Annotated in this window: 10 protein-coding genes; 4 read left to right on the forward strand and 6 right to left on the reverse strand. The window is 70.9% G+C overall.

Annotated features, from left to right (window positions below; all coding sequences use genetic code 11):
- Positions 1-115 precede the first annotated feature (115 nt).
- Both ACIGXX_RS20715 and ACIGXX_RS20720 read right to left on the reverse strand, forming a co-directional pair.
- On the reverse strand, positions 116-454 hold the full coding sequence (locus ACIGXX_RS20715) for a P-II family nitrogen regulator (protein WP_344527404.1): 339 nt from the start codon (positions 452-454) through the stop codon (positions 116-118).
- Positions 451-1803, reverse strand: a complete 1353-nt coding sequence (locus ACIGXX_RS20720) for an ammonium transporter (protein WP_399977509.1) — start codon at positions 1801-1803, stop codon at positions 451-453. The genes ACIGXX_RS20715 and ACIGXX_RS20720 overlap by 4 nt, the downstream gene beginning before the upstream one ends.
- Before the next feature lie 200 nt (positions 1804-2003).
- On the opposite strand from ACIGXX_RS20720, the gene era reads away from it, so the two are divergent.
- A complete protein-coding gene (gene era / locus ACIGXX_RS20725; protein ID WP_351160389.1) occupies positions 2004-2954 on the forward strand; it encodes a GTPase Era in 951 nt (316 codons plus the stop codon).
- Between the two features lie 18 nt (positions 2955-2972).
- Here the strand turns inward: era and ACIGXX_RS20730 are convergent, their stop codons facing one another.
- From ACIGXX_RS20730 to ACIGXX_RS20745, 4 genes are all read right to left on the reverse strand, one after another.
- Positions 2973-4223 carry an MFS transporter gene (locus ACIGXX_RS20730; protein WP_366465059.1) on the reverse strand — a complete coding sequence of 417 codons (1251 nt, stop codon included), beginning with the start codon at positions 4221-4223 and terminating at the stop codon, positions 2973-2975.
- Positions 4220-5590 carry a GH1 family beta-glucosidase gene (locus tag ACIGXX_RS20735; RefSeq protein ID WP_351160383.1) on the reverse strand — a complete coding sequence of 457 codons (1371 nt, stop codon included), beginning with the start codon at positions 5588-5590 and terminating at the stop codon, positions 4220-4222. The genes ACIGXX_RS20730 and ACIGXX_RS20735 overlap by 4 nt, the downstream gene beginning before the upstream one ends.
- 102 nt (positions 5591-5692) lie before the next feature.
- Complete coding sequence (locus ACIGXX_RS20740) at positions 5693-5959, reverse strand: protealysin inhibitor emfourin (protein WP_361462423.1); 267 nt, start codon at positions 5957-5959, stop codon at positions 5693-5695.
- Between the two features lie 37 nt (positions 5960-5996).
- Positions 5997-7067, reverse strand: coding sequence for a M4 family metallopeptidase (locus ACIGXX_RS20745; protein ID WP_351160378.1), 1071 nt, complete (start codon positions 7065-7067; stop codon positions 5997-5999).
- Positions 7068-7364: 297 nt separating this feature from the next.
- On the opposite strand from ACIGXX_RS20745, the gene leuA reads away from it, so the two are divergent.
- The 3 genes from leuA to ACIGXX_RS20760 all read left to right on the forward strand — a co-directional run bounded on the left by leuA (position 7365) and on the right by ACIGXX_RS20760 (position 12293).
- Entirely contained in the window at positions 7365-9092 is a 1728-nt protein-coding gene (leuA, locus tag ACIGXX_RS20750; RefSeq protein WP_351160376.1) for a 2-isopropylmalate synthase, read from the forward strand.
- 197 nt (positions 9093-9289) lie between these two features.
- Positions 9290-10024: a TerB family tellurite resistance protein gene (locus tag ACIGXX_RS20755; protein WP_399977516.1), complete on the forward strand. Its 735-nt coding sequence runs from the start codon at positions 9290-9292 to the stop codon at positions 10022-10024.
- Positions 10025-10205: 181 nt separating this feature from the next.
- Positions 10206-12293, forward strand: a complete 2088-nt coding sequence (locus ACIGXX_RS20760) for an MMPL family transporter (protein WP_399977519.1) — start codon at positions 10206-10208, stop codon at positions 12291-12293.
- The last annotated feature ends 140 nt before the right edge of the window (positions 12294-12433 follow it).

Genomic DNA, 12433 nt, shown 5'->3' on the forward strand with positions numbered 1-12433 from the left:
CTTGGTGGCCGCTCGACAGCCTTGCACTGCCAAGAGTACGACGCACCACTGTCACCGCCGTAGGGCTTTTCCACTCCTGTCGCGGGCGGCGTCCGGTCTCCGCGCCGGGACGGGATCACACCGCGTCCGGACCCCGCTCACCGGTCCGCACCCGCACGACCGTCTCCACCGGTACCGCCCACACCTTCCCGTCCCCGATCTTCCCCGTCGCCGCCGCGCGCACGATCGCGTCGATGACCGGGTCCAGGTCGGGGTCCTCGACCACGACCTCGATGCGCACCTTCGGCACCAGGTCCACCTGGTACTCCGCGCCCCGGTACACCTCCGTGTGCCCCCGCTGGCGCCCGTACCCGCTCGCCTCGGTGACCGTGAGGCCCTGTACGCCCAGCTCCTGGAGGGCCGTCTTCACCTCGTCGAGGCGGAACGGCTTGATGACCGCGGTCACGAGCTTCATGCGAGGGTGCTCCCCTTCGGGTGGTGCGACACGGTGCTGCCCTTCAGTGGGCCGCCGACCAGGACGCCGTGATCGTAGGCCGTCTCCGCGTGGTGCGTCTGGTCGAGGCCCGTCAGTTCGTCCTCCTCGGACGCGCGGAAGCCCATCACCTTGTCGATGACCTTGCCGATGCCGTACGTCACCGCGAAGGTGTACGCCGCCACGACGAGCACCGCCACCGCCTGCTTGCCCAGCTGCGCGAGCCCGCCCCCGTAGAACAGGCCCTCCGCGCCGTCCGTCATCGTGGCCGTCGCGAACAGGCCGATCAGGAGCGTGCCGACCACGCCGCCGACCAGGTGGACGCCCACGACGTCCAGCGAGTCGTCGTAGCCGAGACGGAACTTCCACGCCACGGCGTACGAGCAGACCACGCCCGCCGCCAGACCGACCACCGCGGCCCCGAGCACCCCGACGACCCCGCACGCGGGCGTGATCGCCACCAGGCCCGCCACCGCGCCCGACGCCGCGCCGAACGTGGTGGGGTGGCCGTCGCGCCGCTGCTCCACGAAGAGCCAGCCGAGCAGGCCGGTGCAGCCGGCGAGCAGGGTGTTGAGGAGGGAGGCCGCCGCGAGGCCGTTCGCGCCGAGGGCCGAGCCGCCGTTGAAGCCGAGCCAGCCGAACCAGAGCAGACCCGCGCCCATCAGGACCATCGGCAGGTTGTGCGGGCGCATGGCGTCCTTCCTGAAGCCGATGCGCGGGCCGATGACCAGGACGAGCGCCAGGCCGGACGCGCCGGACGCGATCTCGACGACCAGGCCGCCCGCGAAGTCCATGGCGCCGAGCGAGGAGGAGATCCAGCCGTCCGGGCCCCAGACCCAGTGCGCCACGGGAACGTATACGAGCAGCGCCCACACCGGCACGAAGACGAGCCACGCGGCGAACTTCGTGCGGTCCGCGATCGCGCCGCTGATCAGCGCCGTGGTGAGGATCGCGAAGGTCAGCTGGAACGTGGTGAACAGCAGGGTCGGGACCGTCCCCGTCAGCGTGCTCGGGCCGATGCCCGCCATGCCCAGGTGGTCGACGCCGCCGATCAGCCCCGCGAAGGCGTCGTCGCCGAACGCGAGCGAGTAGCCGACGAGCAGCCACACCACCGTGACCAGGGCGATCGACACGAAACTCATGAGCAGCATGTTGAGGACGCTCTTCGTGCGGACCATGCCGCCGTAGAAGAGCGCGAGGCCCGGCGTCATCAGGAGGACGAGGGCGGTGGCGGCGAGCAGCCAGGCCGTGTCACCGGTGTCGGGGCCCTTGGCCGCGGCCAGGTGCGTGGTGAGCGAGTGCGGTGAGTACGACGCGTACACGGTCTGCACGGGGAATCTCTCCTCCGGGTGGGGGCAGAGGGAGAGCGTCACCGCCGCGCGTTTCGGAACGGGCACCCGGGCGTTTCCGCCGTGTTTCGTGTTGCGCAAGAGTTTCCGGGAGCTCACCGATGCCGTACCGGCGCCTCATCGGTGCCCGATCGGTGCCTCGGCGTGCTGCGGCCCTCCGTCGATCAGGGAGAATGGGCGCCATGAGCGTTCGTACCGAGTCATCCGAGCCGTCCGCGGCACCCCACCGCGCCGGCTTCGCCTGCTTCGTGGGCCGCCCCAACGCGGGCAAGTCCACCCTCACGAATGCTCTGGTCGGCCAGAAGGTGGCGATCACGGCGAACCAGCCGCAGACCACGCGGCACACGGTGCGCGGCATCGTGCACCGCCCGGACGCCCAGCTGATCCTGGTGGACACCCCCGGGCTCCACAAGCCGCGCACGCTGCTCGGCGAGCGGCTCAACGACGTCGTCCGTACGACGTGGGCCGAGGTCGACGTCATCGGGTTCTGCCTGCCCGCGAACGAGAAGCTCGGCCCCGGCGACCGGTTCATCGCCAAGGAACTGGCGACGATCAAGAAGACGCCGAAGATCGCGGTCGTGACGAAGACCGACCTCGTCGACAGCAAGACGCTCGCCGAGCAGCTCATCGCCATCGACCAGCTCGGCAAGGAGCTCGGCTTCGAGTGGGCGCAGATCGTGCCGGTGTCGGCGGTCGGCGACAAGCAGGTCAAGCTGCTCGCGGACCTGATCGTCCCGATGCTCCCCGAGAGCCCGCCGCTCTACCCCGAGGGCGACCTCACGGACGAGCCCGAGCAGGTCATGGTGGCCGAGCTGATCCGCGAGGCCGCGCTCGAAGGCGTGCGGGACGAGCTGCCGCACTCCATCGCCGTCGTGGTCGAGGAGATGCTGCCGCGCGAGGACCGCCCTGCGGACAAGCCGATGCTCGACATCCACGCCAACGTCTACATCGAGCGCCCCAGCCAGAAGGGCATCATCATCGGCCCGAAGGGCAAGCGCCTCAAGGAGGTCGGGATCAAGTCCCGCCAGCAGATCGAGGCCCTGCTCGGTACGCCGGTCTTCCTGGACCTGCACGTGAAGGTCGCCAAGGACTGGCAGCGCGACCCCAAGCAGTTGCGCAAGCTCGGCTTCTGAGGGGCGCCGAGCCTCCGGCTACCGCACGCCCCTGATCCGCGTCACCAGGAGCGCCCCGGCCAGGCCCACCACCGCCGCCACCAGGTACAGCACCCGGTAGCCGCCCAGGTGCGTCACGATCGGGGCCGCGAGGGCCGGGGCCGCCACCTGGGGCAGGGAGTTGGCGATGTTGATGACGCCCATGTCCTTGCCGCGGTCCATGGCCTGGGGCAGGACGTCCGTCATCAGGGCGAAGTCCACCGACGTGAAGACGCCGAAGCCGACCCCGAGCACCGCCGCCGCGACGATCGCGCCCGGCCACGTCTGCCAGCCGGCCAGCACGGCCGTGGCCACCGCCATCAGGACGCCCGACCAGAGCACGAACGGCTTGCGGCGGCCCACGCGGTCCGACCAGACGCCGCCCACGACCACCGTCGCGAGCAGCGTCAGGCCGTTCACCGCCGTGAGGATCAGTACGCCCTCGTCCGGGTCGGCGTAGTCCAGGCGGTCCCGCAGGTAGTAGAGGAGATAGAGCAGGACCAGGGCGTTGCTCAGGTTGATCAGGAAGCGGGTCAGCCAGGCCCAGCCCAGGTCCGGGTAGCGGCGCGGGCTCAGCCAGAAAGCGGCGGCGAACGACCGCCACGCGAACGGCGGCCTGTCCCGCGGCGCCAGGCGCAGGTCCCGGTGGCGCAGCACGTACGGCAGGACCCCCGCCACCGTGAACACCGCGCACGCCGCGTACCCCGCGCCCACACCCCCGGCCACCGTCGCGAGCCCCGTCCCCACCACCACGCCCAGCAGCTGCGCCGCCCCCAGCCAGCCGCCCACCGCGCCCCGCTGGCGCCGCGGCACCCGGTCCGGCACCGCCGCCGTGACCGCGGCGAACGCGGCGTTCAGCGTGAGCTGGACCAGGCACCAGCCCGCCGCCATCCACCACACGGACCCCGCGGCCGACAGCAGCAGGAGCGCCGCCGCGCCGCCCGCCGTGCCCGCCACGATCCACGGCGTGCGCCGCCCGAAGCGCGACACCGTCCGGTCCGAGAGCGCCCCGAAGAGCGGGTTGGACGCAAGGGACACCACCGCGCCCGCCCCCGCCACCCACGCGAGGACCGTCTCCTTGGACGTGCCGGCCGGGGCGAGGTCATCCGCCTGAAGGGCCAGGAGGATCTGGAGCGGGCCGTACCAGCCCACCCAGATCGCCCCGTTGGCGAGCGACAGCGCGGACGTCCAGCTCCGCCCGACCCGTTCGGTCGGCTCCCGCAGCGCGTCGTCGACCGGAGTCGTGGTCATGCCCGCTGGGCCCGCAGCGTCTCGCGCAGCCACGCGTACGAGGCCTTCGGGGTGCGCTCCAGGGTGGTGTAGTCGACGTGGACGAGACCGAAGCGCTGCCGGTAGCCCTCCGCCCACTCGAAGTTGTCCATCAGGGACCAGACGAAGTAGCCGCGCACGTCCACTCCCTCCTCCAACGCCCGGTGCAACGCCCGGAGATGACCGTCGAGGTAGTCGATCCGCCGCCGGTCGTCGATCCCCTCGTACGAGCAGCCGTTCTCGGTGATCACCAGCGGCGGCAGGCGGTCGCCGTACCGGTCGCGGAAGCCGGTCAGGAGCTCGGTGAGCGCTTCCGGGACCACCGGCCAGCCGAAGTCCGTGACCGGCCGGCCCTCGATCTCCCTGGGGGAGAAGGGGAGTTCGGGCGGCAGCGTCAGACCGGAGAACTCTGTCGGCGTCGACGCCCCGGCCGGTAGCGGCGCCCCCACCTTCGTCGGCTGGTAGAAGTTGATCCCGTACCAGTCGATCGGCTCCGCGATGACCGACAGGTCGGCCTCGATGTCGCCCCCGGACGCGAGCAACTCCGCGATGCCGTCCGGGTACCGGCCCAGGATCAGCGGGTCCGCGAACAGGCGGTTGAGGAGTACGTCGTAGAAGTCCGCCGCCTGCGTGTCCTCGGGCGAGGCCGACGCCGGCCAGGTGGGGCCGTGCGAGTTGGCGATGCCGATGTCCGTGACACCGGCCGCGCGCAGCGCCCGTACGGCGAGACCGTGCGCCAGGAGCTGGTGGTGCGCCGCCGGCAGCGCGTCGAACATGAGCTGCTCGCCGGGGGCGTGCTGGCCGAGGGCGTGACCGAGCAGGGTGTGCTCGGCGGGTTCGTTCAGAGTGATCCACTTCTTGGCGCGGTCGCCGATGCGGGCCGCCACCACGGCCGCGTACTCGGCGAAACGCTCGGCCGTGTCCCGCCGCAGCCAGCCGCCGTCGGCCGCGAGCGCGAGCGGGGTGTCCCAGTGGAAGAGCGTCGGGACGGGGCGCACGCCCGCCGCGCACAGCTCGTCGACCAGGCGGTCGTAGAAGTCCAGGCCCGCGCCGCTCACCTCGCCCGCCCCGTCCGGCAGCACGCGCGGCCAGGACACCGAGAAGCGGTACGCGTCCACCCCCAACTCCCGGATGAGCGCGACGTCTTCGCGGTAGCGGTGGTAGTGGTCGCAGGCGACGGCGGCCGTCGTGCCGTCCTTCACCCTGCCCGGCACCGCGGTGAACGCGTCCCAGACCGAGGGGCCGCGCTCGTCGACGGCGCCCTCGATCTGATGGGCCGAAGTGGACACGCCCCACAGGAAGTCGCGGGGGAACTGAGGGAGTGGTTCGCGCGCATCGCTCGCTGCCATGGGCGCGATCTTCCGTACGGCCGAGTACGGAAGTCAATGGGCGTACCCCAGAAAACGTGAACACCGCTCAAGTTTTACGGGCCCGCCCTTTTCGCCCCTCCTTTACGAGCCCTCCTTGAGGACACGCGTGATCAGCTTCCGCTGCGGATCGGTCAGGCGTGGATCCGAGCAGTACACCGTGTGTCCGTCGACGGTGAGCTGGTAGCTGAAGCCGTCCGGCACGCCTATCGGCGGCGTGCTCCTGCCCTGGGCCACGGCCTCCTCGGCCAGGGCCTGCCACTCGTGGGCATCGGGCAGTCCCGAGGTCTCGACCTCGGCGTGCCGCTCGATGCCCGCGAATCCTCCCGTGCGCTTCACCTGGATACGCATGGAACCTGTCTACTCCATGGGGAGGCCGGTGGGTAGCTCAGTTGGTGGGCACGCCGACCTGGGACCAGGCCTTCACGACGGCCCCGTGCTCCTCGCCCTCGCCGTACTTGTCGCGCGCCGCGGCCACCGTCAGCTTCGCGAAGTCCTCGAAGGACGCGTCCTGCGCCAGCTGGCCGCCGGTCAGGACGGCGTACCAGATCTGGCCCGCCCGCTCCCACGCGCTGCCGCCGAGCGCCTCGGCGAGCAGGTAGAAGGCGTGGTTGGGGATGCCGGAGTTGATGTGCACGCCGCCGTTGTCGCGGCCCGTGCGGACGTAGTGGTCCATGTCGGCCGGCTGCGGGTCCTTGCCGAGCACGTCGTCGTCGTAGGCCGTGCCGGGGGCCTTCATGGAGCGCAGCGCCGTGCCCGTGACGCGCGGGGCGAGCAGCCCGGCGCCGATCAGCCAGTCGGCCTCGGACGCGGTCTGGCCGAGCGTGTACTGCTTGATCAGCGAGCCGAAGACGTCGGCGAAGGACTCGTTCAGGGCGCCGGGCTGGCCGAAGTACGTGAGGTTCGCCGTGTACTGCACGACGCCGTGCGTCAGCTCGTGGCCGATGACGTCCACGGGGATGGTGAAGTCGAGGAAGATCTCGCCGTCACCGTCGCCGAACACCATCTGCTCGCCGTTCCAGAAGGCGTTCCCGTACTTCTCGCCGTAGTGGACCGTCGCGTTCATCGGCAGGCCGCTGCCGTCGATGGAGTTGCGCTGGTAGGTCTTGAGGAACAGCTCGAAGGTCGCGCCGAGGCCCGCGTACGCGCGGTTGACGGTCGCGTCCTTGCCGGGCTTCTCGCCCTCGCCGCGGACCTTGCGTCCCGGCAGCTCGGTCTTGTGCTTGGCGTCGTGGATCGTGCGGTGCGCTTTGCCTTCCGCTGCTTCCCTGGGCAGCGAGACGGACGGGGCGCCGATGACCGTGGTCAGACGGCGGTGGGTGCGCTCGATGGCGTCCCGCTCCAGGGTGCGGCGGGCGGGGCCTGCGAGCGTGGCGTCGTCACTCTGGGCCAGAGTGTCGAGCACGTGGGGCGGAATGATGGTGCAGAAGACAGGCTCGAAGCCTGGGTTGGCGGTCATGGCGGCAATGTGGCACTGGGTCATGCCGCTGTCACTACCTGCAACCATGATTAGTGAAATAGAGGTATTGATCACCTCTTGGCCGTAACCTGACGGCGATCCCGCATACTGATACGCACCCGCGCACACAGCGCGGCTCGGCTAGGCTGCGGAGCATCATGCGTTACGGGCTGCTTCTCCTTAGCTGCCGCGGCGAGGGCCTGTAGTCGAGGCCGACCCCCTCCCCGCGGAGTTCGGTGTTGCTCGCGAAGCGACCGTCGGCCGTCCTTAAGGACACTCCCGAGGAGCCCCCGCATCATGGCCATCAAGCCGAATCTGCAGCGCGCCACGTCCATGCCGATCCACAAGTACGGCCAGTACGACCAGGTCGACATCCCCGACCGCACGTGGCCCGACAACCGGATCACGGTCGCTCCCCGCTGGCTCTCCACGGACCTGCGCGACGGCAACCAGGCGCTGATCGATCCGATGTCCCCGGCGCGCAAGCGCGAGATGTTCGATCTGCTGGTCCGCATGGGCTACAAGGAGATCGAGGTCGGTTTCCCCTCGTCGGGCCAGACCGACTTCGACTTCGTACGGTCGATCATCGAGGACGGCGCCATTCCGGACGACGTCACGATCTCCGTCCTGACGCAGGCCCGCGAAGAGCTGATCGCCCGCACCGTCGAGTCGCTGGTCGGCGCCAAGCGCGCCACCGTCCACCTGTACAACGCGACCGCGCCCGTCTGGCGCGAGGTCGTCTTCCGCGGCTCGAAGGACGCGGTCAAGCAGATCGCCGTCGACGGCACGCGCCTGGTCATGGAGTACGCGGAGAAGCTGCTGGGCCCCGAGACGATTTTCGGCTACCAGTACAGCCCCGAGATCTTCACGGACACCGAGCTGGACTTCGCCCTGGAGGTCTGCGAGGCCGTCTGTGACGTGTGGCAGCCCGCCGAGGGCCGCGAGATCATCCTCAACCTGCCCGCCACGGTGGAGCGTTCGACGCCCTCCACGCACGCGGACCGCTTCGAGTGGATGTCGCGCAACCTGACCCGGCGCGAGCACGTCTGCCTGTCCGTCCACCCGCACAACGACCGCGGCACCGCCGTCGCCGCCGCCGAACTGGCCATCATGGCCGGCGCCGACCGCATCGAGGGCTGCCTGTTCGGGCAGGGCGAGCGCACCGGCAACGTCGACCTGGTCACGCTGGGCATGAACCTCTTCTCGCAGGGCGTGGACCCGCAGATCGACTTCTCCGACATCGACGAGATCCGCCGCACCGCCGAGTACTGCAACCAGATGGAGGTCCACCCCCGTCACCCGTACGCGGGCGACCTCGTCTACACCGCCTTCTCCGGCTCCCACCAGGACGCCATCAAGAAGGGCTTCGAGGCCATGGGCGTCCGGGCCGAGCAGCAGGGCAAGACGGTCGACGACATCGAGTGGGCCGTCCCGTACCTGCCCATCGACCCCAAGGACGTCGGCCGTTCGTACGAGGCCGTCATCCGCGTCAACTCGCAGTCCGGCAAGGGCGGTATCGCCTACGTCCTGCAGAACGACCACAAGCTGGACCTGCCGCGCCGCATGCAGGTCGAGTTCTCCAAGATCATTCAGACGAAGACCGACACCGAGGGCGGCGAGGTCACCCCGGACGCGATCTGGGGCATCTTCCAGGACGAGTACCTGCCCAACCCCGAGAACCCGTGGGGCCGCATCCAGGTCAAGAACGGCCAGACCACCACGGACAAGGACGGCACGGACACGCTGACCGTCGAGGCGACCGTCGACGGCGCCGACACGATCCTGAGCGGCACCGGCAACGGCCCGATCTCGGCCTTCTTCAACGCGCTGCAGGGCATCGGCATCGACGTACGCCTCCTGGACTACCAGGAGCACACGATGAGCGAAGGAGCCTCCGCGCAGGCCGCTTCGTACATCGAGTGCGCGATCGGCGACAAGGTTCTGTGGGGCATCGGTATCGACGCGAATACGACACGTGCCTCGCTGAAGGCCGCGGTTTCCGCGGTGAACCGCGCGGCTCGCTGACCGGCGGCCACACGGCTCCACCACGTCACGCAGAAGCGCCGGACGGGCTCGAATGGGCCCGTTCGGCGCTTTTGCGCGCGGCCGTGTCCAGGTCGTCTACCGGCCATCTCTCGTACAGGGTGCTGACGCCACATCAACAATGTGGCTAACATCACGCCCAACGCGGCAATGTTGCCGGGGCGTTACGGAGGTGCGTGGTGCTGCCAGATCGGGGACGAAACGGCCGGGACTCCCGCATCTTCGCCGCGCCCGTTTCACGCGGGCGGTTCCTGCGCCGGCGCGTGATCGGCATGCATACGGCGTGGACCACCGTCGGCGACGGCGAGTTCTTCTGCCCAGGCTGCGGCGGTGACCGCAACTACCGGCGCCGCACCGGCCGTCGCCGCTTCGTCCTGCTCGGCGTCCCGGTCCTGCCGCGCGGCGTCGCGGGCCCCATCGTCGAGTGCGCCGCCTGCGGCGACCACTTCGGCACGGACGTCCTCGACCATCCCACCACCACCCGCCTTTCGGCCATGGTGCGCGACGCCGTGCACACCGTCGTCCTCGCGATCCTCGCCGCCGGCGGCACCTCCTCGCGCACGACGCTCGACGCGGCCGTCGGCGCGCTGCGCGGCGCGGGGTACGACGACGCCTGCGAGGAACAGCTCGTCGCGCTCGTCGACGCGCTCGCCGCGGACACCGGCCGGGCGACCGTGCCGGACTGCGGGCCCGGTCTGGCCATAGAACTGCACGAGGCGCTCGGCCCCCTGGCCCCGCACCTCGCCCCCGCCGGACGTGAGGCACTGCTGCTCCAGGGCGCGCGGATCGCGCTCGCCGACGGCCCGTACACCCCGGCCGAGCGCGAGGTGCTCACCACGGCGGGCGACGCGCTGACCATCGGGGCGGACGAGGTGACGCGGCTCATGGTGGCGGCGCGGACGACGCACTTCTGATCCTGCCGTGCTCCGGGCCCGAGCCCTGCCGTGCTCCGGGCCACTACTCCCGTGGGAGTAGTGCGACTCCTTCGCCTCCCTGTGCCGTACGCCCCAACTCGCCCTCGCGCCCGACGGATCGCGTGACCCCCTCCGGAAGGGTTGGCACTGAACCTGCCAACCTGCCGGAAGGAGGCCCGTCATGCGGGCCGAACAGACCACCGCACGACGCCGACGAGCCGTGCCCTGGGCGCTCCTCGGGCTGTGGATAGCCGTCATCGCGCTCGCCGGGCCCTTCGCGTCCAAGCTGGCCGACGCCCAGCAGGACCGCATCGTCGACTACCTCCCCGCCAGCGCCGACTCCACCCAAGTGGCCGAGATCCAGGACCAGTTGCCGGGCGGCGAGGCCACCGAGCTGGTCCTCGTCTACCACCGTGACGGCGGCCTGACCGCCGCCGACCGCGAAACGGCGGCCCGGCAGGTCGCCGGGATCGGCCAGGCCCACCAACTGACCGGCACCCCGCGCGCCGTACCGTCGAAGGACGGCACCACGCTGATGTACCCGGTGGTGACCACCGAGCCGGGCCACGACGAGGAGGCCAGGGACGCGCTCGTCGACGACGTGCGCGAAGCCGCCCACGGCGAGGGCGGGTTGAGCGTCGACGTGGGCGGCGCGGGTGCGCTCGACACCGACGCGGGCAAGGTCTACGACTCGCTCGGCGGGCCGCTGCTCTACACGACCGCCGCAGTGGTCGCGCTGCTCCTGATCGTCATCTACCGCAGCCCGCTCCTGTGGCTCGTGCCGCTCGCCGTGGCGGGCATCGCGGACTACCTGGCGATGGGCGTCGCCTACGGACTGCACGAAGGCTTCGGGACCTCCGTCACCGGCCAGAGCAGCGGCGTGATGACGATCCTCGTGTTCGGCGCGGGCACGGACTACGCGCTGCTCATCGTCGCCCGCTACCGCGAGGAGCTGCGCAGGATCGAGCGCCCCTACGACGCGATGGTCGCCGCGCTGAAGGGCTGCGGGCCCGCCGTGCTCGCCTCGTCGGGCACGGTCGCTGCCGGGCTGCTCTGCCTGCTCGCCGCCGACCTCAACAGCAGCCGAGGCATGGGCCCGCTGGGCACCGTCGGCGTGCTGTGCGCGCTCGCCGCGATGCTGACGCTGCTGCCCGCGCTCCTCGTCCTGCTGGGGCGGCGCGTCTTCTGGCCGCTCGTACCGGCCTTCGGCAGCGAGCCCAAGCAGCGGCGCAGTCTCTTCTCCATGATGGGCAGCTCGGCGGGGCGCAGGCCCCTCGCCGTGCTGGCGGGCGGCGCCGTGCTGCTCGGCGCGCTCGCCCTGGGGGCGCTGAACCTGCCGGGCGCGCTGAAGCAGGAGGACTCCTTCACCAAGACGCCCGAGTCCGTCACCGCCATGGAGACCCTCGCCGCCGCCTACCCCGAACGCGGCACCCAGCCCATCACCGTGATGGCCCCCGAGGACCGCGCCACCGCCACCCTCGCCGAGATCAAGGGCACCAAGGGCGTGGACAGCGCGCAGAAGGGACGTACGGCCAAGGGCTGGACGGAGATCTCCGTGATCGCGACCTCCGCGCCCGAGTCGGCGGGGGAGACGGCGACGATCGAGGCGTTGCGCGCGGACCTCGACGGCTCGTACGTGGGCGGCTCCAGCGCCCAGCAGCTGGACCTGAAGGACACGAACGAACGCGACCGGCTGATCATCGTGCCCCTCGTCCTCGCGGCGGTCCTGCTGATCCTGGTGGCCCTGCTGCGGTCCCTCGTCGCGCCGCTGCTGCTGCTCGCGGCGGTGGTCGCGGTGTGGGGCGCCTCGCTGGGCATCGCGGGCCTGGTCTTCGAGCCGCTCATGGGCTTCGAGGGCACGGACCCGGGTCTTGGCCTGCTGTCCTTCGTGTTCCTCGTCGCGCTGGGCGTCGACTACGGCATCTTCCTGATGCACCGCATGCGCGAGGAGTCCCTCGCGGGCGCCGAGCCGGGGGCAGCCGCGCTGACCGCGCTGCGGACGACCGGCGGCGTCATCGCGTCGGCGGGCCTCGTGCTCGCGGCGACGTTCGCGGTGCTCACCAACATGCCGCTGGTGCAACTGGTCGAGCTGGGCTTCGTGATCGCGGTCGGGGTGCTGCTCGACACGTTCCTGGTGCGGACGTATCTGGTGACGAGCGCGAGCGTGGCCCTGGGGCGGAAGGTGTGGTGGCCGGGCAGCCTCTCGCGCCCGGCTCCGGCCTCCGGCCCCGCCGCGGAGAACGAGCCTCAACGGGTCATCGCCCGCTGACAGTTGACGGCCGCGGGGCGCCCCTTCCCTCCCGGAGGGGCGCCCCCGTACGGGAGGATGCAGCTGTGGGGGACATACCGCGGGTCCGGATTCAAGGTCAGGGTCGAGGGCGTGCCTCGGCGCCGCGTGGACTGCTGGCC

It is taken from the genome of Streptomyces sp. NPDC055243 (assembly GCF_044544025.1).
Lineage (GTDB): Bacteria > Actinomycetota > Actinomycetes > Streptomycetales > Streptomycetaceae > Streptomyces.